A 25,240-nucleotide genomic window follows, 5' to 3' on the forward strand; every position below is an offset into this window, starting at 1 on the left:
CCCCATGCGCACAACCACGGCCGCCCTCGCGGCGGCCCTCATCACCCTGCCCTTCATCCCGTTACCGGGCAACGCCGACGCCGCCCCGCAAGGGCCGCCGATGGGCTGGAGCAGCCGTACGCTCGGCTGCTCGGTCTCGGAGGCGTCCGTACGGCAGGCGGCCGACGCCCTGGCCGCGCTCGCCCCGGCCGGCTACGACCACGTCATCCTGGACGACTGCTGGCTGGCCGCCCAGCGTTCGGGCGGCGCCCTGGCCCCCGACGCCACCCGCTTCCCCTCCGGCGTCAAGGCGCTGGCCGACTACCTGCACGGCAAGGGGCTCAAGCTCGGCCTGAGCCTGTCGGCGGGCACCAAGGCGTGCTCCGGCGGCGGCGCCGGCTCCTACAAGAGCGAGGCCGCCGACGCCGAGCAGGTCAAAGGCTGGGGCGTCGACTACGTCAAGTACGACTGGTGCAACGTCCCCGCCGCCGACTTCCCCGGCCAGAACGTCCAGCAGATCGCCCAGACCCTCTACCCGCGCATGCGTCAGGCGCTCGGCGACGCGATCGAGTTCGCGATGAACAACGAGGACGGCAGCACCGTGCCGTGGCTGTGGGGCAAGGAGGCGAAGGCCACCACCTGGCGGACCAACGTCTACAACAAGCCCCTGCCCGACAGCTACGCGACCATGGTCGACGTCTGGGAGACCAACCAGCTCAGGGTCCAGTACGCGGGTCCGGGCAGCTGGGCGGACCCCGACCTGGTCCAGGCGGGCCGGGGCGGCATGACCGACGCCGAGTACCGCACCCAGATCAGCCTCTGGGCCGTCGGCGCCGCCCCGCTCATCCTCCAGGCCGACCCGGCCAAGGCGCCGCCGGCGATCGTCGCCAACCCCAAGGTGATCGCCGTCGACCAGGACGCGCTGGGCGTGCCGGGCCGGTTCGTGACCTCCGACGGCTGGTACCACGTGCTGTCCAAGCCCCTGGCGAACGGGGACCAGGCGATCCTGCTGTTCAACGAGAGCGACCGGGCGGCGACGATCTCCACCAAGCTCAAGCCCGCCCGCTACCGCGTCGAGGAGCTGTGGACCGGCGCGGTCACGACCACGGAGGGCGACCTGGCGGCCCAGGTGCCCGCCCACGGGTCCGTGCTCTACCGGGTGAGCCAGAGCCGGGAGAAGGCCCCGCCCGCCGTGCTGGTGGAGGTGGATCCGGGACTCCTGGGCGACGATCACCCGTCCGTGCTGGAGCCGGGCAAGGAGCGGGAGGTCGTCACCAGGGTCACCAACACCGGGGCTACGGACCGGCTGCGGGATGTCGAGGTGGCGCTGGCCGTGCCTGAAGGGTGGCGGGCCAGGGCGCGCACGGCCACCAGGACCGGGCGGCTGGACGGCGGCGAGGCGTTCACCGTGAAGTGGGCGGTCACGCCGCCCGCCGGCGCCGAGCTCAAGGACTATGAGGTCACGGCCACCGCCGCCAAGGCCGCGGCCACCGCCGTGGTCAAGGTCGCGCGGGCGCCCGGCTCCGGCCGGACGTACCTGAGCGACCTGCCCTGGACCCGTGTCGCCAACTACTTCGGCCCGGTCGAGAAGGACACCAGCAACGGCGAGAAGGCCGCCGGAGACGGCAAGCCGATCACCATCGAGGGGGTCACGTACGCCAAGGGGGTCGGCACTCACGCGCCCGCCGACATCGAGTTCTACACCGCCGGCCGCTGTTCGACCGTCGAGTTCCAGGCCGGGATCGACGACGAGGTGGGCCAGGCGGGCTCGGCCGACCTCGAAGTATGGGCCGACGGCGGCCGGGTCGCCCACTCGGGCATCGTCACCGGCGCGCAACCCGCCAGGAAGGTCACCGCGTCCGTGAAGGGCGCCACCTACGTCCGGCTGGTCGCGACCAACGGCGGCGACAACGCGACGTCGGACCACGCCGACTTCGCCGACGCCTCCATCACCTGCCAGTAGAAAGAGAGCTCATGATCGTTCCCAAGCCCGTCCGGTACGAGATCCGGCAGGGCCGCTTCGTCCTCGATCGGGACACCTCGGTGACGGCGTCGCCGCCGCTGGGCGAGGTGGCCTCCTGGTTGCGGGGCGAGCTGAGCCCGGTCGTCGGCGGAGAGCTGCTGCCGGGGCCGGGCTCGGGAACGATCACGCTCGGGCTCCGCGACGATCTGCCGCCCGAGGCGTACCGGCTGAGTGTGGCGGGCGACGGCGTGGTGATCGAGGGTGGCGGCCCGGCGGGGGTGTTCTACGGCGCGCAGAGCCTGCGGCAGCTGCTCCCGCCCGCCGCGTTCAGGAAGGCGTCGGCGGGCGGGCCGCTGGTGCTGCCGGCCGTCCTGATCGAGGACGAGCCGAGGTTCGGGTGGCGCGGCTGCATCCTCGACGTCGCCCGGCATTTCATGGTCAAGCAGGATGTGCTGCGCTTCATCGATCTGATGGCCCTGCACAAGCTCAACGTGCTGCACCTGCACCTGACCGACGACCAGGGCTGGCGCGTCGAGATCAAGCGCTACCCCCGGCTGACCGAGGTCGGCGCCTGGCGCAAGGAGAGCCAGACCGGCTGGAACGGCCCCATGGACGGCCGCCCGCACGGCGGCTACTACACCCAGGACGACATCCGGGAAATTGTCGCCTACGCGGCGCGCCGGCACATCACCGTCGTGCCGGAGATCGACCTGCCCGGCCACACCCAGGCCGCCATCGCCGCCTACCCCGAGCTGGGCAACCTCGACACCCCGCTGGAGGTGCGCACCACCTGGGGCGTCGGAGTGAACGTGCTGAACGTCGAGGAGAGCACGATCGCCTTCTTCCAGAACGTCTTCGACGAGGTGTTGGAGCTGTTCCCGAGCCCGTACGTGTGCGTCGGCGGCGACGAGTGCCGCAAGGACCAGTGGCGCGACAGTCCCGCCGCGCGGCGCCGCATCCGCGAGCTCGGGCTGCGGGACGAGGAGGAGCTGCAGAGCTGGCTCATCCGCCGCTTCGACGACTACCTGGCCGAGCGGGGGCGCCGGCTGGTGGGCTGGGACGAGATCCTGGAAGGCGGTCTCGCGCCGGGCGCCGTGGTGGCCTCCTGGCGCGGCGACCTGGGGGCGGTGTCGGCCGCCCGCGCCGGGCACGACGTGATCACCTGCCCCAACACCTCCGTCTACTTCGACTACCGGCAGGGGACGGGGGAGGAGGAGCCGGTGCCGTTCGGGACCGTGCTGACGCTGGAGGATGTGTATGCCTTCGACCCGATTCCGGGGGAGTTGCGCGACGATCCGGCAGAGGCGCGGGTCCTCGGGTCGCAGTGCGGCCTGTGGAGCGAACTGATCGACTCCAACCGGCACATGGACTACATGGCCTTCCCGAGGGTGGCGGCGTTCGCGGAGACGGTGTGGAGCCCGCCCGCCCGGGACCTGGCCGACTTCCGCCTGCGGCTGACGGCGCACCTGCCCCGGCTGGCCGCGGTCGGGGTGGAGTACCGGCCGGAGTCGGGGCCGCTGCCCTGGCAGACCCGGCCCGGCGTCCCCGGCCGCCCGGAGGACCGCGCGCGTTGGCAGGCCAAGATCGACGCCTGGACCAGCAACATCCGGAGTTAGAGCTCCACCGGCCCGCCGCTGCGCCAGTAGACGTTGTCGTGCCTCGACAGCAGGTCCTCGTCCACCAGATAGCGGCGCAACGCCGCGTAGTCATCGTGGAAGGCCCGCAGCGCCACGTTCACGTCCTTCTCCGAATAGCGCACGCCGGGCTCGAACACCCGCGAGATGTAACGCAGCACCACGAGCTTCTTGTCCCGTTTCGTGGGCATGGTCGTCAGCCGCCCGTCCACCAGGAACGTCCGGAGCAGCCGCTCCTCGGCGCCGACCGCGTCCGAGGGCTCGGCGGCCCGTGCCCGGAGCAGTTCGCGGAACTTCTCCGGCGCCGCCCGCCACGCGCCGTCCTCGCCCCGCACGGCCAGCCCACCGGCGGCCAGTCGGGCGAGGACCTTCGGCGACAGCCCGTCGGCGACACCAAGGACCAGCGAGGCGAACGCCCGGAGCGTGTCGTCCTGGGCGAGCAGACCGAGCACTCGTCGGTTCTCTTCATCGCTCATCCGGATATTTTGTCCCAAGATCGCCGGATCGATGCCCGCGGCGGGATCCCGGCCAAATGTCCCGATCTTGAGACATTGTCATGACCTTATGGCGAACTTATCTATCGGAGACTTGAGGAACGCGCGTGTGCCGGAGCGCCCTTGCCAGTCCGTTCCGGCACACGGCTTTATCACAATCTGTTGAGACCCTGTACGTGCACCACCGCGCGGCCCTCTTCATCGGAGGCGGCCAGGTCGATCTGCGCGTCGATGCCCCAGTCACCGTCACCCGCCGGGTCCTTGACGGTCTGGCGCACCTTCCACAGCCCGCTCTCCTCCTCGATGCGCAGCAGCGCGGGACCCCGCGCGTCGGCGTCGGTGAAGATCTCCTCGTGCTCGGCGTAGTAGGCGTCGAGCGCCGAGCCCCAGTCGACGTCGGGCGCCAGCTCTCCCAGCTCGTCCTCCTTCTCGATGGCGCAGAGCTCGACCAGGCGGAACATCGCGTTGCGCACCAGCACCCGGAAGGCCCGCGTGTTGGCGGTGACCGGCCGGACCTTGGCCTCCAGCTGCTCCTGGCGCTCCAGCGCCTCCTCCGGGTTGGCCAGCTGCTCCCACTCGTCGATCAGCGAGGAGTCGACCTGCCTGACCAGCTCGCCCAGCCACTCGATCAGGTCGATCAGGTCCTCGGTCTTGAGGTGCTCGGGGACCGTGCGCGACAGCGTCCGGTAGGCGTCGGCCAGGTAGCGCAGCACCGTGCCCTCCGACCTGGCCAGCTCGTAGAACTGGATGTAGTCGGCGAACGTCATCGCCCGCTCGTACATGTCGCGCACCACGCTCTTCGGGCTGACCGTGTAGTCGCCCACCCACGGATGCCCGTGCCGGTAGGTCTCATAGGCCCCGAGCAGCAGATCGTCCAGCGGCATCGGGTACATGACCTCGGCCAGCTGCTCCATCCGCTCCTCGTACTCGATGCCGTCGGCCTTCATCTGCGCGACCGCCTCGCCCCTGGCCTTCTTCAGCTGGGCCGACAGGATCTGGCGCGGGTCGTCGAGGATGGACTCCACGATCGACACCATGTCGAGGGCGTAGCTCGGCGAGTCGTGGTCGAGCAGGTCGAAGGCGGCCAGCGCGAAGGTGGACAGCGCCTGGTTGAGCGCGAAGTCCTCCTGCAGGTCGATCGTCAGCCTGGCCCGCCTGCCCTGCTCGTCGGCCTCCGTGAGCTGCTCCACGATGCCGCCCGCGAGCAGCGACCGGTAGATGGCGATGGCCTGGCTGATGTGCCGCCGCTGCCACTTGCGGTCCTCGTGGTTGTCGGTGAGCAGGTGCTTCATCGCCTGGAAGCAGTCGCCGGGCCGGTTGATGACCGCGAGCAGCATGGCGTTGGTGACCTTGAACCGGGAGTTGAGCGGCTCCGGCTCGGCGGTCTGCAGCTTCTCGAAGGTCTCCTCGCTCCAGCCGACGAAGCCCTCCGGCGGCTTCTTGCGGGCGTAGCCGCGCCGCCGCTTCGGGTCGTCGCCGATCTTCGCCAGCGCCTTGGCGTTCTCGATGTCGTGCTCGGGCGCCTGGCAGGCGACGTAGCCGATGGTGTCGAAGCCGGCCCGCCCGGCCCGGCCGGCGATCTGGTGGAACTCGCGAGCGCGCAGGCGGCGCACCTTGTTGCCGTCGTACTTGGACAGCGCGGTGAACAGCACGGTCCGGATCGGCACGTTGACGCCGACGCCGAGGGTGTCGGTGCCGCAGATGACCTTCAGCAGGCCGGCCTGGGCCAGCCGCTCCACCAGCCGCCGGTATTTGGGCAGCATCCCGGCGTGGTGGACGCCGATGCCGTGGCGTACGAGGCGGGACAGGGCGCGGCCGAACCGGGTGGTGAAGCGGAAGCCGCCGATCAGCGTCGCGATGGCCTCCTTCTCGGCCTTCGTCGACATGTTGATCGACATCAGTGACTGCGCCCGCTCCATGGCGGCGGCCTGGGTGAAGTGCACGACGTAGACCGGCGCCTGCCCGGTGCGGAGCATCTCCTCCAGCGTCTCGTGCAGGGGCGTCATCCGGTAGGAGTAGATCAGCGGCACCGGCCGCTCGGTGTGCTTGACGACCGAGGTGGGCCGGCCGGTGCGCCGGGTCAGGTCGCGCTCGAACATCGAGACGTCGCCGAGCGTGGCCGACATCAGGATGAACTGGACGTTCGGCAGCTCCAGCAGCGGCACCTGCCACGCCCAGCCCCGGTCGGGCTCGGCGTAGAAGTGGAACTCGTCCATGACGACCTGGCCGATGTCGGCCGCCGCGCCGTCGCGCAGCGCGACGTTGGCCAGGATCTCGGCCGTGCAGCAGATGATCGGTGCGCCCGGGTTGACGCTGGCGTCGCCGGTCATCATGCCGACATTTTCGGTGCCGAAGACGGAGACGAGGTCGAAGAACTTCTCCGACACCAGCGCCTTGATCGGCGCGGTGTAGAAGGTGCGTACGTCCCTGGTCAGCGCGGCGAAGTGGGCGCCCGCCGCGACCAGGCTCTTGCCGGAGCCCGTCGGGGTGGACAGGATCACGTTGCTCCCGGAGACGACCTCGATGAGCGCCTCCTCCTGGGCGGGATAGAGCGTGAGCCCCCGTTCGGAGTTCCAGGAGACGAACGCGTCGAAAATGGCGTCCGGGTCGGCGTCGATCTCTTCTGGCAGGCGGTCAACGAGAAGGCTCACACCCTCTATCCTGCCGAAGTTTGCCGAATGCTCGAACCCGAGGCGGCGCGACGGCGTCAGATCCCCGTGACTCAGGGGAGTTCGAGCTGGTAGAGGATGGTGTCGATCCATCGCCCGTGCTTGAAACCGACCGACTTCAGCCGGCCCGCCTCCGCGAATCCGAACGCCGCGTGCAGCTTCAGCGAGGCCGGGTCACCGCCGTCGGCGATCACCGCGATCATCTGCCGGACGCCGGTCTCGCCGGTGCGGGCGATCAGCTCGCCGAGCAGCAGCCGCCCCAGCCCGCGCCCCGTCGCCCCCGGCGAGAGGTAGATCGTGTCCTCCACGGTGTGCCGATAGGCGGGCTTGGGGCGGTAACGCCCGCAATAGGCGAACCCCAGCACCCGGCCGTCCGCCTCCTTGGCCACCAGGAACGGCAGGCCCGCCTCGGCGATCGCCGCCGCCTTCAGCCGCCACGCCTCGATGTCGAGGGGCGTCTCGTCGAAGGTCGCCACCGAATCCGTCACGTAGTGCGCGTAGATCTCGGCGACGGCTGGCAGGTCGGTCTCGGACAAAGGCTGGATGAGCGTCATAGAACCGCATTCTTAGAGGATTCGCGTGACCATCATGTTTCCGCATCCTCACGCGCGCGTCACACGCGGGCCTTCGGGCCGGTGAGCAGCAGGCCGCCCAGGATCGCCAGGGCCGCCAGGAAGGGCGTGTTGCCGGGCGCGAACCCCGCCACCGTCAGGGCCAGCAGCCCGCCGCCGACCAGCCCCGCCGAGGTGAGCGCGCCGCGCCAGGTGGCCTTCCCGTACGGCAGCGCGGGCGGCTCCTCGAACCGGGAGAAACCCTTCAGCAGCGGCCACATCACCAGGCAGAGCATCCCGAACCAGATCGGCCACCCGGCGAACCAGGCCAGGCCGCCCGGCGCCGGCGTGTCGATGCCGAGACCGACGACGACCACGCCGGTGACCGCGAACAGCGCCGGCATGTGCCACAGATAGGCGGTCATGATGCGCGGCCCGGCCCAGGCGAGCAGCTTCTCGGTCCGCAGCCGCAGGATCCACGGCCGCAGCAGCGTGGCCAGCCCGATCTGGCCGATCGAGACGGCCAGCATGGCCAGCGTGGGCGGAGCCACGTTCGACACCTCGGCGCCGGGCAGGCCGATCATGCTGCCCGGGTACGGGCCGAACGCCACGAGCAGCGCCGCGGCCCCGAAGCCGCCGATCGCCATCAGGCCGGGGCGGGTCAGCCGTCCCTCGGCGTACCGGAAACCGAGCTGGTGCACCGCCAGCCAGACGAACACGATGTTGAGGTAGCCCAGCGCGTCGACCCCCGTCGAGAACCGCAGCACGTCCGTCAGCACCGCCCCGGCCGCCAGCACGGCGGGGACGCGCAGGCCGTACCGGTCGTGCAGGCTCATCATGTACGGCGTGGCCGTGACCGCGATCAGGTAGACGGCCAGGAACCACAGGAGCTGCCCGGTGAGCTGCGCACCCACCTGCAGCGGCTGCGCGGGCACGCCCAGCGTGAGCAGCAACTGGGGGAGCGGGATCCAGACCGCGGCCAGCGGCAGGAGCGGCCAGGCCAGCCGGCGCAGCCGGGTGGCCAGCCACTGCGGCCCGCCGTGCGCCGCCCGGCCGAAGCTGATCGCGTTGGCGGCGCCGCCCGCGAAGAACACCAGCGGCATCACCTGGCTGATCCAGGTCACCACCCAGACGCCCGGCGTCGACAGGGCGTTGCCGGTGGTCAGGCGGGTGCCGTCGAAGGCCAGCACCGGGATCGTCCAGTGCTGCAGCACCACGAGCGCCATGCCGAACACCCGCAGCAGGTCGATGAACGGGTCCCTGACCGTCGCCCGCTTCGCCGGGGTGGGGCGGACCGGTGCGGCGGCCTCAGGCAGGGCCGCCGGATGGTCGAGCAACGCGGTCATGGGGCCTCGATTCATCGTGAAGTGAGGCTTCAAGACTTCCGTCGCGGGCGGCGCGGCACAGTGCCGTGAGCCGCCCTCTTGCGAGAAGATCACACCACCATGGAAGGTAGGGCAGGCCCTACCGCCGTATACCGGCGCACAGGGTCGATCCGGGCATGGCACAGTCGTACCGTGAACGCCATGCGCTCCCTCATGAGACGTGTCCTCCTGGACACGCGCTACACGCTGGTCGGCTTCCCCACGGCCGTCATCGCCTTCGTGCTGCTGGTCGTGGGCATGGCCGCCGGTGTGGGCACGGCGGTCGTATGGATCGGCGTGCCCCTCCTCGCGGGGACGCTCATGATCGCCAGGGGGTTCGCGGACGCGGAGCGCGGCTGGCTCTCCGACGTGCTCAAGCGCCCTCCGGTGCGCCCCCGCTACAAGCCCGCACCGGCGGGCGCGGGCCGGTTCCGCCGGCTGGTGAACCCCATGACCAGCGGGCAGTCATGGCTCGACCTGCTGCACGGGATCATCAACTTCCCCCTCGCCATCGTGTCGTTCGTGCTGACCGTGGTGTTCTGGGCGGTGCCGACCGCCGGGCTGAGCTACCCGCTGTGGGGCGCCATCACCTCGCGCATCCCCGGCAACGAAGAGCTGCCCCAGCTGCTCGGGTTCGAGCAGAACTACTGGGTCAACTCGGCCTTCTACGTCGTGCTCGGCCTGCTCGGCCTGCTCATTCTGCCGTTCATGACGCGCGCCGCCGCGCTGCTGCGCGCCGGGGTCGGCCGCGCGTTGCTGACCGGGGTCGCCGAGCTGCAGGAGCGCATCGACGACCTGGCCGAAGGACGGGCCGCGGCCGTCTCCGCCGAGGCCAACGCGCTGCGCAAGCTGGAGCGCGACATCCACGACGGGCCGCAGCAGCGGCTGGTCTCGCTGGCCATGGAGCTGTCCAGGGCGCAGCGGCAGATGCAGCGCGACCCCGACGCCGCGCAGGCCACGATCAGCTCGGCGATCACCGCCACCCGCGAGACGCTCGACGAGCTGCGCGCCCTGTCACGCGGCATCGCGCCGCCCATCCTGTCCGACCGCGGCCTCGCCCCGGCCCTGGCCGCCCTGGCCGGACGCTGCACCATCCCGGTCGACCTCGACGTGCAGACCGTCCGCCGCTACCAGGCCTCCGTCGAGAACGCCATCTACTACGTCGTCGCCGAGACGCTCACGAACGTCGCCAAGCACAGCCGCGCCACCATCTGCACGATCCAGCTCGTCCACATCGGTGACATTCTCATGCTCACCATCGGGGATGATGGGGTCGGCGGCGCGCACGTCGCCAAGGGACATGGTCTCGCCGGTCTGGCCGACCGGCTCCGCGCGGTCGACGGGGAGCTGGCCGTGCAGTCGCCGGACGGCGGGCCTACGGTGATCGTGGCGGAGGTGCCGTGCGGGTAGTCGTGGCCGATGACGCGGTTCTGATCAGGGAGGGCCTGGTCAGGCTGTTGGAGGAGTTCGGCTGCGAGGTGGTCGCGACGGCGGGTGACGGCGACGGCCTCGTCAAGGCGGTGGCCGAGCATCGGCCGGACGTGTCCGTGGTCGACGTGCGGATGCCGCCGTCGTTCACCGACGAGGGGCTCAGGGCCGCCGTGGAGGCGCGCCGCCGGGTTCCGGGGGCGCCGGTGCTGATCCTCTCGCAGTACGTCGAGGTCTCCTACGCCGACGACCTGCTGGCCGACGCCCGAGGCGCGGTGGGCTACCTGCTGAAGGACCGGGTCGTGGACGTGGACGAGTTCATGGAGGGCCTGCGGCGGGTCGCCGCGGGCGGGACCGTGTTCGATCCTCAGGTGGTGTCCCAATTGATGGTGCGCAGGCGCAGGGACGACCCGTTGGCGCAGCTGACGCCGCGGGAGCGGGAAGTGCTTGGGCTGATGGCCGAGGGCAAGTCCAATCCGGCCATCGGCAGGCAGCTGGTCATCAGCGACGGGGCCGTGGAGAAGCACATCAGGAGCATCTTCAGCAAGCTCGGGCTTTACGCCGACGACAGCGATCAGCATCGGCGCGTGCTGGCCGTCCTCGCCTATCTGCGGTCCTGACACAGGCTGTACGTCCAAGCGGGCCCCTGACACACGCTGTACGTCCAGGCGGGCCCCTGACACACCCTGCACTTCCAGACGCCGGGTACCTCCAGGGCGCCGGCCGGTCCGCGCGGCGTTCCGCGCGGACCTGGCCGCCCGGTGGTCAGCCGAGCGCGTCGACCAGCTTCTTGCGCTGCTGGGCGCCCAGGCCGCCGAGGCGGCGCTTCTCGTCGACGCCGGCCTCCTCCATGAGCGCGGTGGCCTTGGCCGGGCCGACGCCCTTGACGGCGCGCAGGGCCTGCGACACCTTGATCTTCTTGGCGATGTCGTCGTCGCGCTCCAGCAGCTGCGCGAAGGTCAGCTCACCGGCCTTGACCTTGCCCAGCAGGGCGGTGCGGGCCGCGCGTGCCTCCGCGGCCTTCTCCAGAGCCGCCTTGCGCTGCTCGGGGGTGAGAGTCGGAAGTGCCATCTCGGTTCTCCTAGGGGAGTTTGGGGTCGGGGATTCCTGTAACCCGTAGTGCAGTGGCTAATCATGGCGGATACCAGCGGTTCGTGTTGCGAAAAGCGCCCGCTCAGCGTGTGCGCCACGCCGAAACGGCCGTCTCGGCGCCCGCCACCTCCCGCGCGAGCGTGCCTCCGCTGACGCCCATGCCGCCGACCACGAGGTTCTCCTCACCGTAGCCCGCCCACCGGGCGACATCGCCTTCGCGGCCGCGAAACGGTCTCTGACCAGGTCATAGAGCTCTCCGGCGGGATTCCGCCAGGTCGGCGGAGCCGCAGGCCGGCGTGCGGTGTCGCCTCTCCCGGGATGCCCTCTCGGCAAGATCACGGCTCGGGTGGGTGGTTTCCGCCCTTGCGCGTGGTATCCGTCACATTCGGCGTTCGGGCGTGTCGCGAGGGCTTGGATCGGTCCGGCAACGCTCCGGCGGGGCCGGGTTGTTGCAGGTCAGGGGGCATGCACGCGTACCATGTCGGCATGGGGGTGCTCTTCGGGGGAAGGAGCAGGATGCTGGATCAAGGCTTCCCCGCGCTTCACGGGGCCGTGCTCTATTCACCGGCGCTCTATTCGCCAGCGCTCGATCAGCCAGCCCCTATCACGTGCTGTCGCGCCAGGATTCGACGCCGGAGACGGTGAGGAACATGTCGAACACCGACTCCATGGCGCCGACCAGCGGACCCTGCCAGCCCAGGGCCGAGGGGGCGATCACGGGCGGCCGTTCGTGGCGGATCGTCATCAGGCCGCGGCCGAATGACTCCATGAGGGTGGGCAGGGCCCGGTCGTACAGGTCGACGCCCAGGCCTGACAGGGTCACGACCGCCGGGTCGTGCGCGTTCACCAGCGCCGCCAGTCCCCGGCCCAGCGCCTGCGCGTTCGTCCTGACCGCGCGCAGCGCCGCCCCGCCGCCCGTGTGGTCGTGCGGGCTCGGAACCTGGCCGCCGCCCGTCCCGCCGCCTCTGGTGCGACCGCCCGCCGCGTTGTCCGTCACGTCACCCGTGCCGCCGCCTGCTTCGGCGGTGGCGAGGATGCGGCGGGCGTCGTCGCGGCCCTGGCCGCCGCCGTACGCCAGGCCCATGTGGCGCAGGAGCGCGTTCGCGCCCACCTCCAGCCCCCAGCAGCCGTGCGCGCCGCACATGCAGGGCGCCTCGCCGCCCGTGAGCGGCATGTGCCCGAACTCCGCGCCCATCCCGCCGGCCCCTTCCAGCGGGCGCCCGTCCACCACGAGCACGCCGCCGAGGTCGAAGTCCACGTGGATGTGCAGCCCCACCCCGATCCCGCGCAAACGTCCCCGCCGCGCCTCGGCCAAGGCCGCGAAGGCCGTGTCGTTGCCCACCCGCGGCCCGCCGCCCGGCACCGCGGCGCCGAGACCGAGCAGCGCGGGCACGTCCACGGAGCGCCAGCGCAGGTGGGCCACGTCCACCAGGCCGCCGTCACGCACCGGCCCCGCCACCGCGACGCCCACCCCGACCACCCGGGACCCGAGGCGTCCGAGCTGCCCGCGCAGCACCTCACCGAGCGGCCCCAGGGCTCCTTCTGGCGTGCCGTCGTGGCGCCGTACGTCCAGGACGGAGACGCGTCCGCCCAGCTCGCAGGCCGCGACCTCCCACGAGTCCTCCCGGAGGTCCACGGCCAGCGCCAGCGGCCCCTCGGGATGCGGGCCAGGCACCTGGGTGGGGCGTCCCCTGGCATGCTCCGCGGACGGCTCCTCGTGCAGCAGCCGGTCGTCGGCCAGGCCGCTGACCAGCACCGAGGCGGTGCCTCGGGCCAGCGCCAGGTCCTGGGTCAGACGGGAGCGCGTACGGGTCGCGCCGCAGTCGTGCACGGCCCGCAGCAGCCGCACCCGGTTGTACGCGCGCAGACCGGCACTCGTCGTTGCCCCGTTCATCACCATTGTCGAAGCCTCATCCGGGTTATTATGCTCTAGCCGTGAACAAAAGTGACGCCAAGCGCGCCCGTATCGCAGTCTTCTCTTTCTTCTTTCTCAGTGGGTTCGTGATGGGCCTGTGGGCGGCGGGGTTGCCGTCGCTCAACGACCGCCTGGATCTCGGACCGGCCCGGCTCGGCAGCGTCCTGCTGCTGGTCTCGGGCGGCGCGCTGGTGTCGATGCTGGTGGCGGGGCCGCTGGTGGACAAGTGGTCGAGCAGGGCCGTCTGCTGGGTCGGCGGGCCGCTGTCGGCGGCCGTCCTGCTCGGCCCCGCCTTGGCCCCCTCCTACCCGGCGCTGGCGGTTCTCGCCGTGCTGCTCGGGATCGGCCTGGGGGTGGCCGAGGTGGCCATGAACTCCCACTCGGTCGAGGTCGAACGCGTCTACGGCCGGCCGATCATCTCGGCCTTCCACGGCACGTGGAGCCTGGGCGGCGCCGTCGGTGGCGCGCTGACCGCCGGGGCGCTGAAGATCGGCGTGGACCCGCAGGCGCTGCTGGTCGGGGCGGCGATCGTGGTGCCGTTCCTGTACGTTCCGGCGGCGCGGATGCTGCTGCCGGACCCGCCCCAGCACGTCACCCGGAACGAGAGCACGACCGAGAGCAGCCCGCTGCGCTGGGGTCTGGTGGCCCTGCTGGGCCTGGCCGCGTTCGCCGGGCACCTGAGCGAGGGCGCCGCCATCGACTGGGCCGCCCTGCACGCCCGCTGGGTGCTGCACACCGACCCGGCCGCCGCGCCGATCGCCTACACGATCTTCGCCGTGGCCATGACGACGGTACGGCTGCTGGGCGACCCGATCCGGGCCCGCCTCGGCTCGGTGCGCACGATCCAGCTCGCCGGCGTGCTCGCCACCTGCGGCTACGTGCTCGTCCTCGTCGCTCCGCTCACCGCCGACGCGCTCCAGGTGGTGTGCGCGTGGTCCGGGTGGGCGCTCGTGGGCGTCGGACTGGCCACCGTCGTACCGGTGATCTTCAGCGCGGTGGGCGCGGCGGGCAACCGGGTCGGCCGCGCGCTGGCGCTGGTGACGGCCTTCGGCTACAGCGGGCTGCTGGTGGGGCCCGCGCTGCTCGGCTACCTCGCGGAGTCCTGGACGTTGCGGTTCGCACTGATCGTCCCGGCCCTGCTGGCCGCCGCGGTCGCCCTCGCGGGCGCCCCGGCGATCCGCGCCCTGAACCGCGTCCCCGTACCGGTCCCGGCCGACTCGCGCTGACCTGATACCCCGCTACGGGCTCGCCTGGTTCCGCCCCGGAGCCAGGCGGCGCTTGTTGACCTCGCGTTATGTGATCGTGACTTGACCCCATGCGTAACGTGCATGTTTCATGTCCCACACGCCGTAAACGTTTACAGCGATTTTACGGATTCGTTCGACGCGCATGGAGGGACAGCCTTGGCCGACGGACCCACGATCACCACGATCGCCGAGCGCGCGGGCGTCTCCATCGCCTCGGTCTCGCGGGTGCTGAACGGCCTGCCGACCAGGCAGGAGACCGTGCGCAAGGTGATGGCCGCCGCCGACGAGCTCGGTTACGTGCGCAACGCCGTGGCGAGGTCGCTCAAGTCGCGCCGCACGCACCAGGTCGCCTTCGCCATGGCCGACATCGGCAACCCGGCCTACCTGGCCATGCTGCGCGAGATCCAGCCCGTGCTCAAGGCGGCGGGCTACCGGCTGGTCCTGCACTCGACCGACGCCGTCGCCGCCGACGAGATCGACGTGCTGCACAGCCTCGGCGAGCGCTACGTCGACGGGCTGATCATGAGCCCGCTGCGCGTCACCGAGGCGCACCTGCGGATGCTCGCCGCCGCCCGGGCGCCCGTCGTGATCATCGGCTCGGTGCCCGACGGGACGCCGGTCGACAACGTACGCGCGGACTCGCGCACCGGCGTCAGGCTCGCCATCGACCACCTGCACATGCTCGGCCGCCGCCGGATCGGCATGGTCAACGGCCCGCTCGACACCGTGCCGGGAGCCGCCCGCGGCGCCGCGTACCGCGAGGCGCTGGCGGCGGTCGGCCTGCCGTACGAGGAGAAGCTGGTGGAGATCGGCGACTTCTACCGCGAGGAGGGCCGCCGCGCGGTGGCGACGCTGCTGCGGCGGGCGCCCGACATCGATGCGCTGATGTGCGCCAACGACCTGATCGCGCTGGGCGCGCTCGACGTGCTGCGCGCGGCGGGCAAGCGGGTGCCGCAGGACGTCGCGGTGGTCGGCATGGACGACACCGACCTGGCCGCCGCCTCCTGGCCGTCGCTCACCAGCGTCTCGCTGGGCTCCGCCGAACGCGGCAAGGCCGCCGCCGAGCTGCTGCTCGACCGGCTGCAGAACGGCGATCGCGAACCTCGCCTGGTGACCGTCCTGCCCCGCCTGGCGGTCCGCGCGTCCACCGCAGGCGAGGCGTCCGAGGGAGGAAGGTCTTCATGACGGCGACCGCGACCAGGCCCCCGCAGACGCGGCGCAGGCGACCCGGCGGCCTCTCGCGGCAAACCCGCGAGATGTGGGTGCTCATGCTGCCCGCGCTGGTGCCGGTGCTGCTGTTCAGCGTAGGCCCGCTGCTGTACGGCATCGGGCTGGCCTTCACCGACGCCGAGTCTGGCCGCAACCACGTCACCAGCTTCGTGGGCCTGGAGAACTTCGGCACGCTGCTGGCCGACGAGGACTTCTGGGCGTCCATCAGGATCGGCCTGGTCTGGGCCGTGTCGGTGACGGTGCTGCAGTTCCTGGCTTCCCTGGGGCTGGCGCTGCTGCTCAACCAGAAGCTGTGGTTCAGGGGGCTGGCCCGGGTGCTGACCGTGGTGCCGTGGGCGATGCCGCCGGTGGTCATCGGCCTGATGTGGCGGCTGGTCTACCACCCCGACGCCGGGATCGTGAACACCACGTTCGGCACCGACATCAACTGGCTCGCCGACTTCTCCTGGGCCCTGCCCGCCATCATCGTCATGGGCGTCTGGAGCGGTATGCCGCAGACCACGGTCGTCCTGCTGGCCGGCCTGCAGGGCATCCCCAAGGAGCTCTACGAGGCGGGCGAGGTCGACGGGGCGGCCACCTGGCGGAAGTTCTGGAGCATCACGCTGCCGCAGCTGCGGCCTGTGATCGTCACCATCACCTCGCTCGACTTCGTGTGGAACGTCAACCAGTTCACCCTCGTCTACGTGCTGACGCAGGGCGGGCCCGGGGGGCGGACCAGGCTGCCGATGCTGTTCGCCTACGAGGAGGCGTTCCGCTACGGCTTCTTCGGCTACGCGGCGACCATGGGCGTCACCATCGTGATCGTCGTGCTGGCCCTGCTCGGCTTCTATCTCTGGCGGCAGATGCGGGAGGCGTCATGAAGAAGATCCCGCAGTACGCGGCACTGCTGGCCTACATGGTCTTTCTGGCCTTCCCGCTGGTATGGCTGCTGTCCACGGCGCTCAAGACGCCGCAGGAGATGGCCAACCTGCACCCGACGTGGATCCCGGACCGGCCGACGCTGGCCAACTTCAGCGACGCCTTCGGTGAGCAGGACCTGGTGGGAGCCGGGCTGCGCAGCCTGATCGTGGCCCTGTCCAGCTCCGTGCTGACGGTCGCCGTCTCGCTGCCCGCCTCCTACGCCCTGGCCCGCTACAAGGGCGTGCTCAAGCGGGTGGCGCTCGGGTGGGTGCTGGTCAGCCAGGTCTTCCCGTTCATCCTGATCATCATCCCGCTGTTCATGGTGCTCAAGCAGCTCGACCTGGTGAACACGCTGTTCGGCCTGGTGGTCGTGCACGTTACCTTCACGCTGCCGTTCGCGCTGTGGATGCTTCAGGGGTACGTACGCTCCGTGCCGCGCGAGCTGGAGGAGGCCGCGGCCATGGACGGCGCGACCCGCCTGCGCTCGATCATCAGCATCGTCGCGCCGCTGCTCGCGCCGGGCGTGGTGGCGACCCTGCTGTTCTCGTTCATCTCCTCGTGGAACGAGTTCCTGTTCGCGCTCGTGGTCCTCAAGGACCCCGATGTGATGACGCTACCGCTGACGCTGGTGAGGTTCACCGGCCCTGAGGGAGTGTCGAGGCTCGGCCCGCTGGCCGCGGCGTCGCTCATGGCGACGATCCCGAGCCTGATCTTTTTCGCAATCATCCAGCGACGGCTGAGGTCCGGCCTGATGGCCGGCGCTGTGAAGGGCTAGGAGGCTCTTATGCGTATCAAATCCGCGTTGGCGGCGGCGGCGATCGTCGCGCTGGCCGCCGGGTGCGGCGGGGGCGGTGGCGACGCCGGCTCCGGCGAGTCCGCCAAGCCCGGAGAGCCGGTCAAGCTCAACTTCCTCAGCCTCGCCTGGCAGAAGGAGTCGGTCGCGGCCAACAAGCAACTCGTCGAGGAGTGGAACAAGGCCAACCCCACCATCCAGGTCACCTACGTCCAGGGCAGCTGGGACAACGTCAACGACCAGCTCGTCACCTCCTTCGAGGGCGGCGATCCGCCGGACGTCATCCACGACGACTCCCCGGCCCTGTCGGGCTTCGCCTCCAAGGGCTACCTGCTCGACATCAAGGACAAGGTGCCCGCCGACCTCAAGAGCGACATCCCGCAGCCCGCCTGGGACACCGTCACCTTCGACGACGGCAAGGGCAACCAGGGCGTGTACGGCGTACCGTTCCTGCAGGAGTCGCAGGTCATCATCGCCAACAAGAAGCTGCTCGACGGCGCCGGCGTACGCATCCCCACCTCCGACAACCCGTGGACGTGGGACGAGTTCGCCGAGATCAGCAAGAAGCTCACCAAGAGCGGCTCCTTCGGCGTGGCCTGGCCCATGAAGTCGCCGGTCAACAAGACACTGAACCTGGCGCTCAACTTCGGCGGCACCTTCTTCCAGACCACCGACGGCAAGACGACCGTCAAGGTGGGCCCGGAGGAGAAGCAGGTCCTCCAGCGCATCCACGACCAGCTCTACAAGGACAAGTCCGCCGACACCTCGGCGCTCGGCATGGGCACCGCCGACCCGCTGCCCGGCTTCTTCGCCGGCAAGTACGCGATGCTGCCGGTCGGCGTCTACCTGCGCCAGCAGGTCGTCGAGCAGGCCCCCAAGGGCTTCGACTGGGTCACCCTCCCGCCGCTGAAGGGCACCAGCAGTGACCAGGGCGCGGTCTCGCAGACCCTGTCCGTCGCCGCCGACAGCAAGCACGCGGAGGAGTCGCTGAAGTTCATCTCCTTCTTCCTCAACGGCACCAACCAGGCCAAGCTCGCCAAGGGCGACTGGCTGCTGCCCACCTCCGCCAAGGCCGCCGCCGACCCGGCGATGACCACCAAGGAGAACGGCTGGGACGTGGCCACCGCCTCCGCCAAGAACCTCGTCGTGGCGCCGTTCCTCAAGGTCAACGGGTTTGACGAGTGGAAGAGCAAGGTCGCCACGCCGGTCCTGCAGCAGTACTTCGCCAACAAGATCTCGATCGACGACGCGGCGGCGAAGCTGGTGGCGGACGGCAACAAGGTGTTGGAGCGGTACCAGCGGTGACTTATCGCGACAGGGCCCGGGGGTGTCTGCTCGGCCTGGCGGCCGGCGACGCCCTCGGGGCGCCCGCGGAGAACCTCCCGCCGGCGGAGATCCGCCGGCGGTGGGGCCGGCTCACCGAGATCGAGGGCGGGGGCACGGACGACACCGAGTACGCCATCTTCGCCTCCTCGCTGCTGGTACGCCACGGGCACGCGCTGACCTCGGCCGACGTGGCCCACGCCTACCGTACGGAGATCATCCCCCTGGTGACCGGGCCGATGCGCGGCGCCGGGTTCTCCGAGCTCGGCACCGTCGAGGCGCTCAGGCGCGGGCTGGAACCGCCGCTGACCGGGCTCGTCCATCAGCACGGCTGGTCTGACGGGCTGGCCATGCGGGCGGCGCCGTACGGCGTGTTCTGCCCCGGCGACCCGGCGGAGGCCGCCCGGCTCGTCGAGGAGGACGGGCGGGTCAGCCAGTCGGGTGAAGGCGTGCTGGGCGGCCGGGCGGTCGCCGGGGCGGTGGCCACGGCGATGACCGGGGCCGCGCCGCACGAGGTGGTGGCCGCCGCGCTGTCGGTGATCCCCGCGGACTCGTGGACGGCCCGCGACATCGTCCGGGCCCGTGACGTGATCGTCACGAGGGACGCCGTCTTCGCGCAGGACTCGGTCGCGCGGGACTCGGACGCTTCGGGTGATGTCGAACTGCGGGTCGTCGAAGCGCTTCACCAAGCCGTGGTGGTCCAGCACTACCCGTGGACCGACGTGGCGCCCGAGGCCGTGGCGCTCGCCCTCGCCGCCTACCTCGCGGGCGGTGGCGACGTCGAGGCGACCGTCACCTTCGGGGTGAGTCTCGGCCGTGACGCCGACACCATCGGCGCCATCGCCGGCGCCATCGCGGGTGCCGGGCAGGGGCGGGACGGCGTACCGGAACGCTGGGCGAGCAGGATAGGCCCCGTGACGGGCAAATGCCTGCCCGTCGTGGCCGGCAGGCACGTGCTGGACGTCGCCGACGAACTGGCGGAAGGACTGTAGGAACTCATGTCGGGGGACAGGATCGCGGGAGCCTTCGTCGGGCTCGCCGTGGGAGACGCCGTGGGCTGGCCCGCCACCAGGCACAGGTCGGCGCTGCACGCGCCATGGAGCAGGCGGCTGCTGCGCGAGCTCGACACGTTCGCGGAGGAGCACCGGGTGACCACGCTGCCGGTGCCGTTCGCGCTGAACCAGCCCGTGGCGCCGCTGGCCGTCGGCCCGTCCGACGACGCCGAATGGCTCGCCTGGACGGTGCGTACCATCGACCGGCCGCGCGCCGAGGCGTTCGGCGAGCTGGTGGGCCGCGAGGACATCCGGGCGCGCATCTCGGTGGCCACCGCGCTCGGCAATCTGGCCAAGGGCGTCGAGCCCCCGGCCAGCGGCCACGACAACCCACACCATTTCGACGACGCCGCCGCCATCAGGGCCGTCGCCTTCGGCGCGCTCGGCCGTGACCCGGCCGAGGACGCCCAGGTGACCAACGCCGGCGACGGGCTGCTCGGGGCCTTGGCCATGGCGGCCGCGGTGGCGGAGGCGGTCGCGACGGGCTCGGCCACCGCGGCGGCCGAGGCGGCGCTGACCGTACTGCCGCCTGACAGCGCTATCGGGCACAACGCCCGGCTGGCGCTGGACGTGGCGCGGAAGGCGGGCGACGCGTTCGCCGCCGTGCCCGCGCTGGACGCCGCGCTGCTCGACCACGTCTACAGCTACGGGGTGGGCGCCGCGCAGACGGTGCCCGTGGCGCTGGCGCTGGCCGAGGTGGCGGGCGGCGCCCTGAGCTCGGCCGTACCCGCCGCCGCGTGCCTGGCCACGCTGGCCGACTCGGCGCCCGCGCTCACCGGGGCGCTCACCGGAGCGTGCGGCGGGCTCGACGCGATCCCGGAGGGGTGGACCGCGTCGGCCCGCACACTGGCAGGCTGCTGTCTGCCGGAACTGACAGGAACAGATCTCATCGAACTCTTGGAGGAACTCGCATGACGCCGCTTGAGGACAGGGCGACCGGCTGCGTGGCGGGGGCGGCGGTCGGTGACGCGCTGGGCGGCGCCACCGAGGGCTGGACTCCCGAACAGATCACCACCAGGTACGGCGGGCACGTGGAGGGCATCGTGCCCCCGTACAACGAGGACTGGCGCAACGCCCGGCCCATCGCCCCGTATCACAAGGGCGACGGCCACATCACCGACGACACCCTCATGACGCACGCGCTCATCCGCGTCTACGAGAAGGTCGCGGGTCACCTCGGGGCGTACTCGATGGCCGAGCACTTCGTACCCGAGCTCATGGGCGAGCGCCGGTGGATCCCCGAGCTGGAGGCCGAGGCGCTGCCGCTCCAGCGGATCTTCCTGGCCGAGAAGTGGATCGTCGCCCGGCTGCACTACGGCCACGTGGACCCGCGCGAGGCCGGTGTCGGCAACATCGTCAACTGCGGCGCGGCCATGTACGTGGCGCCGGTCGGCATCGTCAACGCCGCCGACCCCGACGCCGCCTACGCAGAGGCCATCGACCTGACCGGCGCCCACCAGTCGAGCTACGGCCGGGAGGCGGCCGGCGTCATGGCGGCGGCCGTCGCCGAGGCCATGCGGCCCGGCGCGAGCTTCGACTCGGTGGTGGCCACCTGCCTGCGGCTGGCCAAAGATGGCACCAGAGCCGCCATCGAGGCGGTCTGTGAGGCGGCCTCTGGGCTCGGCCACTGGGACGGGTCGTTCGAGACGCTGCGGGCGGCCATGCGGCCGTTCGACACGGTCGCCGACACCTACCGCGACCAGGGCCTCGGGGCGCGGCGGCCGAGCCGGGTGCACAGCATCGAGGAGCTGCCGCTGGCGCTGGGCTTCCTCGTGGTGGCCAAGGGCGACTACCGCGACACCGTGCTCGGCGGCGTCAACTACGGCCGCGACGCCGACTCGATCGCCTCTATGGGCGGCGCCATCGCCGGCGCGCTGGGCGGGCTCGGCTCGATCCCGGGCGAATGGGTCTCACAGGTGGCCGAGGCGAGCCGTACCGACCTGGAGGCGCCCGGCCGGGCGATCGCCGAGATCGCCCGCCGGGTGCACGCCGACGACGCGGCCCGCCGCCGCGCCGTCGAATCCGCCTTCGCCGCCCTCGACAGCCAATGATCCGCCTGACCTGGGTGCAGCCTGAGGACCTGGTGGGTCATGAGCTGCGCCAGGCGGCCGAGGACGGCAGGGACGTGCGCGACATCGCCGCGCGGTGGCACGTGGCGGGCGGCCATGACGCCCCGCCGCGCGCCGGAGCCTCCGAGCCCGGCGCGCTCAGGCTGCGGCCGCTCGCCGAGGACCTGCTGGACGAGCTGGCCGCCATCCCGTCACCACTCGACCTCGATGAGCCGTCCGACCTGCCCGCCATCATCGCCGCCTGCCCGAACTGGCCCGCGCCCGCCGTTCTCCGGGAGGTCGATCCGGGCCGCGTGCTGGGGGCCTGGCAGGGCAGGGCGGCCGGTTGCGTGCTGGGCAAGCCGGTCGAGAAGATCCCCCGCGCGGGCATCAGGGAGATCGCCGAGGCCACTGGCAACTGGCCCATCACCGGCTGGTTCACCGCCAAGGGCCTGCCCGGCGACATCGCCGAACGCTGGCCGTGGAACCGGCGCAGCGCCGTCAACTCGCTGGCCGAGAACATCGACGGCGTCCCCGAGGACGATGACCTGAACTACCCGCTGCTCGCCCTGTCCGTCCTGGAACGGCACGGCCGCGGCTTCACCACCGACGACGTGGCCAAGCTGTGGCTCGACGAGCTGCCCGCCGGCCGTACGTTCACGGCCGAACGCGTCGCCTACCGCAACCTGCTGGCCGGGGTGGAGGTGCCGGAGACGGCGACGTACCGCAACCCGTTCCGCGAGTGGATCGGCGCGCTGATCAGGACCGACGTGTACGGATGGGTCAACCCCGGCGATCCGGCCACCGCGGCCGAATACGCCTGGCGCGACGCCCGCCTCACCCACACCGCGAACGGGATCTACGGCGCCATGTTCGCCGCCGCCATGTGCGCGAGCTCCCTGGTCGCCGCCTCCGCCGCCGAGGTGGTCGAGGCCGGGCTGTCCGTCGTCCCGCCGCGATCACGGCTCCACCAGGCGGTACGGCAGGCGGCCGAGGACGCCTCGGCGGAGAGTGACTTCGAGCGGGTCGTCGACCGGCTGCACGAGCGGCACGCCGCCCTGCACTGGGTGCACACGATCAACAACGCCGCCCTGGTCGCCGCCACGCTGATCCACGGCCGGGGCGACTTCACCGCCACCATCGCCGGAGCGGTCGCCGGCGGCTGGGACACCGACTCGGCGGGCGCCACGGCGGGGTCCGTCGCGGGCGCGCTGAACGGAGGGGTTCCGGAGCGGTGGAGGATGCGCGACACCCTCGCCAGCAGCCTGACCGGCTTCGATGGGGTGGGGCTGGGCGATTTGGCGCGCCGTACACAGGAGATGATGAGGGCATGATCTCGGTCTTCGGCAGCGCGAACATGGACCTCGTCGCCTACGTGTCCCAAGCCCCCAAGCGGGGCGAGACGGTCACCGGGCGCGGATTCCGTACCATCCCCGGCGGCAAGGGCGCCAACCAGGCCATCGCGGCGGCCCGCGCGGGCGCCGTGGTGGCGTTCCTGGGCGCGGTGGGCGACGACGGCTTCGGCGCCGAGATGCGCACCACCCTGGCCGCGGCCGGAGTGGAGGTCGCCCAGCTGCGGCAGGTGCCCGGTCCGAGCGGCATCGCGCACATCGTGGTCGACGACGAAGGCGGCAACTCGATCATCGTGGTGCCCGGCGCCAACGGCACCGTCACCGGGCCCACCGAGGACGACGTCGCGGTGATCGCCGGTTCACGGGCGCTGCTGCTCCAGCTGGAGCTGCCCATGGCCGCGGTGGTCGCCGCCGCGCAGGCCGGGCAGGTGTCGGACGTACCGGTGATCCTCACCCCCGCGCCCGCCCAGCCGCTGCCGGACGCGCTGCTCGACGCGGTCACGCTGATCGTCCCGAACGAGCACGAGGCCGCCGACATCACCGGGACCGACTCCGTCGAGGCGGCGTTGGAGGCGCTGCTCGCGCGGGTCCCGGAGGTCGTCATCACCCTGGGCTCCGAAGGGGCGCTGTACGGCTCACGGTCAGGCGAGCGGCTGCGCGTACCCGCCGTGAAGGTGAAGGCGGTGGACACCACGGCGGCGGGCGACACCTTCGTCGGCGCGCTCGCGGTCGCCCGCGCCGAGGGCCTTCCCGCCGCCCCCGCCCTCCGCTTCGCCTCGGCGGCGGCGGCGCTGTCGGTGCAGCGCGAGGGCGCGAGCACGTCGATGCCCAGCCGCGCGGAGATCGACGACTCGCTCGCCTGATGCTGGGCACGTGGGGGTGGAGGCCCTGTGGCAGGAACGCCAACAGGGCCGTGCGTCACTCGACTCGGGAACCCGACTGCCGCGTCTCTGCCTGTGCACCATTCACCGGCGGCTCGGCTCTGACCGCGAACTGCACGGAAGCGACCCTGGTCTCATCCGCTTCCATGACCCACTCATAGACACGACCCGCTGCTAGAGGCAGGGGTGGAATCGGGATGGCGAAGCTGAGATTGAAGGGGACTCGCGTCGCCACAGGCTCCAATCGTTCAGCGTCCGGTGTGATCTCGCCGGTGAAGGAGAGCGTTCCGTCGCTGTCCGCGAACGGGCGGACAGGTTGCCCCTCTTCGTCCAGGAGATGCAAGGCGAAGCTGATCTTCGCCCCCAGATCCTCCCGCGGGACGCGCAAAAAACCTGCGACAGCGGACATGGAGACCATCGGCCCTGTCACCGACCAGCCTGCTCCGAGCAGGTTGATCTTTCCGGTGGCCTCATCAGTGCTGGCTGCGTCGCCTAGGACTAGAAAGCCCTGCATTTACTGGACAGCTCTCTTCCATTCGAGGGCCCCTGCGGCACGCGTAGGGGGTGGGGACACAGTGCCGGTGAGGCCCTCGATCACCACGTGCGCTGATGTCGATGTGGTGCCACAGGCGGAAGCGCCTGGTGTCTTCACGACATGGAAGACCTCAGCACCTATCGCGAGCGCGTAGCGCCGGATTGTGGACAAGCGGGGATCTCCGCCTAGACGCTCGAAGTCCGATACGGCGGGCTGGCTGCGATCCATCTTGTCGGCCACGTCAGCCTGTGTCAGCCCCAGTAGCTTGCGGACCCCAACCAGGGTCTCGATGAGACGCACGTCTCGCTCGATGGCTGCGTTCTCACGCTGAACCTCGGGATCATCCGGGTCGATACCGAGCAGTGCGGCGATGTCGCGGTCCACGCCTACCTCCCTTTATCGGCTCTACCTTATATCCGGTGCTGCCACTCGGCCAGCCGTTCCCTCGCTCGTTCGATCGCTCGTTCCTGCGCCCCGCTGCCGCCCTTCTTGTGAAATTTGAGACCAAGTAGAAGGTGCTTCCCGTCAGTGAGCACGGCGTAGTAGAGGCGATACTCATCACCCCCGTAGCTCAGTCGGGCCTCGCTGAGCCCTCTGCCCAGATGGCGCACGTCTCGATCTAGGACGCTGTCATGCTCAATCCGCCACATCAGGTGGCCCAGTTCGAGGAGGGGAGGTTTGCCCTGGAGAACATCGGAGCAATGATCGAAACCTGTGGATCTGAGGGGAAGGGGTGTACCTTCCCGAATCATCTGATCAAGGTTTCGAGATAGGCCGACGTTGCCGCGTC

23 protein-coding genes are annotated in these 25,240 nt (G+C 71.0%); 14 read left to right on the forward strand and 9 right to left on the reverse strand.

Going from position 1 to position 25,240, the window contains the following annotated elements:
• Window positions 1–4 precede the first annotated feature (4 nt).
• Both AB0J16_RS40360 and AB0J16_RS40365 read left to right on the forward strand, forming a co-directional pair.
• The gene (locus AB0J16_RS40360) at window positions 5–1,942 is read left to right on the forward strand and encodes an NPCBM/NEW2 domain-containing protein (RefSeq protein ID WP_358550009.1); all 1,938 of its coding nucleotides are present in this window, start codon (window positions 5–7) and stop codon (window positions 1,940–1,942) included.
• A gap of 11 nt (window positions 1,943–1,953) precedes the next feature.
• Window positions 1,954–3,558, forward strand: coding sequence for a beta-N-acetylhexosaminidase (locus AB0J16_RS40365; protein WP_358550011.1), 1,605 nt, complete (start codon window positions 1,954–1,956; stop codon window positions 3,556–3,558).
• Here the strand turns inward: AB0J16_RS40365 and AB0J16_RS40370 are convergent.
• The 4 genes from AB0J16_RS40370 to AB0J16_RS40385 all read right to left on the reverse strand — a co-directional run bounded on the left by AB0J16_RS40370 (window position 3,555) and on the right by AB0J16_RS40385 (window position 8,636).
• Window positions 3,555–4,052 (reverse strand): DUF2087 domain-containing protein, encoded by a 498-nt coding sequence (locus AB0J16_RS40370; RefSeq protein WP_358550013.1) that lies wholly within the window; start codon window positions 4,050–4,052, stop codon window positions 3,555–3,557. The genes AB0J16_RS40365 and AB0J16_RS40370 overlap by 4 nt on opposite strands.
• 170 nt (window positions 4,053–4,222) lie before the next feature.
• Entirely contained in the window at window positions 4,223–6,730 is a 2,508-nt protein-coding gene (locus tag AB0J16_RS40375) for a DUF3516 domain-containing protein (protein WP_358550055.1), read from the reverse strand.
• Between the two features lie 62 nt (window positions 6,731–6,792).
• Window positions 6,793–7,293 carry an N-acetyltransferase family protein gene (locus AB0J16_RS40380; RefSeq protein WP_358550015.1) on the reverse strand — a complete coding sequence of 167 codons (501 nt, stop codon included), beginning with the start codon at window positions 7,291–7,293 and terminating at the stop codon, window positions 6,793–6,795.
• A gap of 59 nt (window positions 7,294–7,352) precedes the next feature.
• Window positions 7,353–8,636 carry an acyltransferase gene (locus tag AB0J16_RS40385; RefSeq protein WP_358550017.1) on the reverse strand — a complete coding sequence of 428 codons (1,284 nt, stop codon included), beginning with the start codon at window positions 8,634–8,636 and terminating at the stop codon, window positions 7,353–7,355.
• A gap of 192 nt (window positions 8,637–8,828) precedes the next feature.
• On the opposite strand from AB0J16_RS40385, the gene AB0J16_RS40390 reads away from it, so the two are divergent.
• Together AB0J16_RS40390 and AB0J16_RS40395 are read left to right on the forward strand one after the other, a co-directional pair.
• Window positions 8,829–10,064, forward strand: coding sequence for a sensor domain-containing protein (locus AB0J16_RS40390; RefSeq protein WP_358550019.1), 1,236 nt, complete (start codon window positions 8,829–8,831; stop codon window positions 10,062–10,064).
• Window positions 10,055–10,702, forward strand: a complete 648-nt coding sequence (locus AB0J16_RS40395; protein ID WP_357959441.1) for a response regulator transcription factor — start codon at window positions 10,055–10,057, stop codon at window positions 10,700–10,702. The genes AB0J16_RS40390 and AB0J16_RS40395 overlap by 10 nt, the downstream gene beginning before the upstream one ends.
• Window positions 10,703–10,847: 145 nt before the next feature.
• Here the strand turns inward: AB0J16_RS40395 and mihF are convergent, their stop codons facing one another.
• Together mihF and AB0J16_RS40405 are read right to left on the reverse strand one after the other, a co-directional pair.
• Window positions 10,848–11,153 (reverse strand): integration host factor, actinobacterial type, encoded by a 306-nt coding sequence (gene mihF / locus AB0J16_RS40400; RefSeq protein WP_225301079.1) that lies wholly within the window; start codon window positions 11,151–11,153, stop codon window positions 10,848–10,850.
• 625 nt (window positions 11,154–11,778) lie between these two features.
• Window positions 11,779–13,068, reverse strand: coding sequence for an ROK family protein (locus AB0J16_RS40405; protein WP_358550021.1), 1,290 nt, complete (start codon window positions 13,066–13,068; stop codon window positions 11,779–11,781).
• Window positions 13,069–13,109: 41 nt separating this feature from the next.
• On the opposite strand from AB0J16_RS40405, the gene AB0J16_RS40410 reads away from it, so the two are divergent.
• The 10 genes from AB0J16_RS40410 to rbsK all read left to right on the forward strand — a co-directional run bounded on the left by AB0J16_RS40410 (window position 13,110) and on the right by rbsK (window position 23,897).
• Window positions 13,110–14,315, forward strand: coding sequence for an MFS transporter (locus AB0J16_RS40410; RefSeq protein WP_358550023.1), 1,206 nt, complete (start codon window positions 13,110–13,112; stop codon window positions 14,313–14,315).
• Window positions 14,316–14,492: 177 nt separating this feature from the next.
• Window positions 14,493–15,521, forward strand: coding sequence for a LacI family DNA-binding transcriptional regulator (locus tag AB0J16_RS40415; RefSeq protein ID WP_358550025.1), 1,029 nt, complete (start codon window positions 14,493–14,495; stop codon window positions 15,519–15,521).
• A complete protein-coding gene (locus AB0J16_RS40420) occupies window positions 15,518–16,426 on the forward strand; it encodes a sugar ABC transporter permease (RefSeq protein ID WP_358550027.1) in 909 nt (302 codons plus the stop codon). Before AB0J16_RS40415 ends, AB0J16_RS40420 begins: the two co-directional genes overlap by 4 nt.
• Window positions 16,423–17,241, forward strand: coding sequence for a carbohydrate ABC transporter permease (locus AB0J16_RS40425; protein ID WP_225301084.1), 819 nt, complete (start codon window positions 16,423–16,425; stop codon window positions 17,239–17,241). Before AB0J16_RS40420 ends, AB0J16_RS40425 begins: the two co-directional genes overlap by 4 nt.
• A gap of 9 nt (window positions 17,242–17,250) precedes the next feature.
• On the forward strand, window positions 17,251–18,564 hold the full coding sequence (locus tag AB0J16_RS40430; RefSeq protein WP_358550029.1) for a sugar ABC transporter substrate-binding protein: 1,314 nt from the start codon (window positions 17,251–17,253) through the stop codon (window positions 18,562–18,564).
• A complete protein-coding gene (locus AB0J16_RS40435; RefSeq protein WP_358550031.1) occupies window positions 18,561–19,574 on the forward strand; it encodes an ADP-ribosylglycohydrolase family protein in 1,014 nt (337 codons plus the stop codon). The genes AB0J16_RS40430 and AB0J16_RS40435 overlap by 4 nt, the downstream gene beginning before the upstream one ends.
• Window positions 19,575–19,580: 6 nt before the next feature.
• Window positions 19,581–20,549 (forward strand): ADP-ribosylglycohydrolase family protein, encoded by a 969-nt coding sequence (locus AB0J16_RS40440; RefSeq protein WP_358550033.1) that lies wholly within the window; start codon window positions 19,581–19,583, stop codon window positions 20,547–20,549.
• Window positions 20,546–21,685: an ADP-ribosylglycohydrolase family protein gene (locus AB0J16_RS40445; protein WP_358550035.1), complete on the forward strand. Its 1,140-nt coding sequence runs from the start codon at window positions 20,546–20,548 to the stop codon at window positions 21,683–21,685. The genes AB0J16_RS40440 and AB0J16_RS40445 overlap by 4 nt, the downstream gene beginning before the upstream one ends.
• Window positions 21,682–23,016, forward strand: a complete 1,335-nt coding sequence (locus AB0J16_RS40450; RefSeq protein ID WP_358550037.1) for an ADP-ribosylglycohydrolase family protein — start codon at window positions 21,682–21,684, stop codon at window positions 23,014–23,016. The genes AB0J16_RS40445 and AB0J16_RS40450 overlap by 4 nt, the downstream gene beginning before the upstream one ends.
• Complete coding sequence (gene rbsK / locus AB0J16_RS40455; RefSeq protein WP_358550039.1) at window positions 23,013–23,897, forward strand: ribokinase; 885 nt, start codon at window positions 23,013–23,015, stop codon at window positions 23,895–23,897. Before AB0J16_RS40450 ends, rbsK begins: the two co-directional genes overlap by 4 nt.
• Before the next feature lie 55 nt (window positions 23,898–23,952).
• Here rbsK and AB0J16_RS40460 read toward each other — a convergent pair whose 3' ends face one another.
• From AB0J16_RS40460 to AB0J16_RS40470, 3 genes are all read right to left on the reverse strand, one after another.
• Complete coding sequence (locus tag AB0J16_RS40460; protein WP_358550041.1) at window positions 23,953–24,429, reverse strand: hypothetical protein; 477 nt, start codon at window positions 24,427–24,429, stop codon at window positions 23,953–23,955.
• The gene (locus tag AB0J16_RS40465; RefSeq protein WP_358550043.1) at window positions 24,430–24,834 is read right to left on the reverse strand and encodes a helix-turn-helix transcriptional regulator; all 405 of its coding nucleotides are present in this window, start codon (window positions 24,832–24,834) and stop codon (window positions 24,430–24,432) included.
• 26 nt (window positions 24,835–24,860) lie between these two features.
• The coding region (locus AB0J16_RS40470; RefSeq protein ID WP_358550045.1) for a hypothetical protein at window positions 24,861–25,240 on the reverse strand (380 nt) is incomplete at its 5' end.

The organism is Nonomuraea sp. NPDC049750 (assembly GCF_040659625.1).
Taxonomy (GTDB): Bacteria; Actinomycetota; Actinomycetes; order Streptosporangiales; family Streptosporangiaceae; genus Nonomuraea.